At 38.1% G+C, this 1,683-nt stretch carries 3 protein-coding genes; 2 read left to right on the top strand and 1 reads right to left on the bottom strand.

Annotated elements, in window-relative coordinates:
• Window positions 1-350: Uma2 family endonuclease (locus PX481_RS26700; RefSeq protein ID WP_288096954.1), on the top strand; the 350-nt coding region annotated here is incomplete at its 5' end.
• 101 nt (window positions 351-451) lie between these two features.
• Window positions 452-1,132, top strand: a complete 681-nt coding sequence (locus PX481_RS26695; RefSeq protein WP_288096952.1) for a Uma2 family endonuclease — start codon at window positions 452-454, stop codon at window positions 1,130-1,132.
• A 237-nt stretch (window positions 1,133-1,369) separates the two neighbouring features.
• Here the strand turns inward: PX481_RS26695 and PX481_RS30260 are convergent, their stop codons facing one another.
• Window positions 1,370-1,525: a hypothetical protein gene (locus PX481_RS30260; protein WP_002764476.1), complete on the bottom strand. Its 156-nt coding sequence runs from the start codon at window positions 1,523-1,525 to the stop codon at window positions 1,370-1,372.
• Window positions 1,526-1,683: the final 158 nt, after the last annotated feature.

The following is a 1,683-nucleotide window of genomic DNA, read 5'->3' as shown; positions in this document are numbered from 1 at the left end:
TAGAACCAGATACTTGTTTTTATATTGATAATAGACAGGCAATTTTAGGCAAAGAGAGAATTGATTTAACTGTTGATCCTCCTCCCGATTTAGCTATAGAAGTGGATTTTACTTCCCTGACTGATGTAGCAGCTTATCAATTGTTGAAAATACCCGAATTGTGGGTTTATCGTCGGGAAGAATTGAAAATATATCTGTTCAGAGAAGACGGTTATCAAGAAAGCGAAAATAGTCGTCTCTTTCCCGATATAAATATCAAGAAACTTTTCCCCTATCATGTAGAATTAGGCTGGAATCAAGGTTCTAGTCTTGCTTTACGTCAGTTTGAAGCTTTAGAGAATTTTAGTTAAAACACTTTTTGTATAAAAGTGAGCTTAATCCCCCCTGCCCCCCTTAATAAGGGGGGTGCCGATAGGCGGGGGGATCTGACAATCCAAAAATAATTATCAAAATGCTACTAATTACTCTCAACGAAAATACTTTATCTTTATCTCCGGGCAGTCAAGTTATTTTTCCGCATCAGACTTGGGAAGATTACGAAAGATTGCTGAATTTACGTCTCCAAAAAACCTATCCCAAACTCTATTTTAACGGCAAAACTCAAGAAATTCGGCTTATGTCTCCCTTACCAAGTCATGGCAAACGTATCAATCTTTTAAGTGATTTAGTAAAAATTATCCTCCGTCGTCAAGGTAAGGACTGGGAATGTTTTGATCCGATTACCTTGAAAATGCCGGGGGAAGCAGGAGTAGAGCCAGATACTTGTTTTTATATTGATAATAGACAGGCAATTTTAGGCAAAGAGAGAATTGATTTAACTGTTGATCCTCCTCCCGATTTAGCTATAGAAGTGGATTTTACTTCTCTGACTGATGTAGAGGCCTATCAATTGCTAAAAATTCCCGAATTGTGGGTTTATCGTCGGGAAGAATTAAAAATATATTTGTTCAGAGAAGACGGTTATCAAGAAAGGGAAAATAGTCGTCTCTTTCCCGATATAAATATCAAGAAACTTTTTCCCTATTATGTAGAATTAGGCTGGAATCAAGGTTCTAGTCTTGCTTTACGTCAGTTTGAAGCTGTTGTCCTGAAATCGAAGGACTCTCGCTCGGAAATAGCCTCGATCAAATAAAATTCTTTCATCGACAATCGTGAAAGAGTTGACGATCGAACTCTCGGATAATTTCCGTTTAACTAGGGGAATATAATCGGCTATCTCCATCTAATTTGATCGTAAACTTATCTCTTTTCTAGCTGCCAATAGCATTTCATAATAAACATTCCACTCGAAATAATCCATAGCGTCCCCTAGCTCACCAGAACGAAATCTAGGAGAGAATTCTTCCGAACTCATGGGATATTGATTTTCCTATTGCTTGACACGGGTTTCTAAATCCAAAATTTGAGCGTTAATCTGCCAATTTTCCCGTTGTTCGCTCTGAATTTTCCGATTCAGTAACTCTCTTTCTTCCTCGGAGAGAGAGAGAATGATTCGCGCGAGAGAATCAATCAGTTGGGTGTTCATGGTCGTTAAAATCCGAGATAAGTAGCTGGTTATAATTAAGGCTCTTCGGTTTGTGTTATGCAATGGACGGGGGTTATAAGGGATGGAACCCTTATAGAGAAAGGCATTTAGCGATTTTTGTCAATTGTTTTTGCTCTAGAGCGAACTAATCAATTAAG

Source organism: Microcystis sp. M53603_WE2 (genome assembly GCF_030065435.1).
This window is presented reverse-complemented; position numbering and strand designations above follow the sequence as displayed.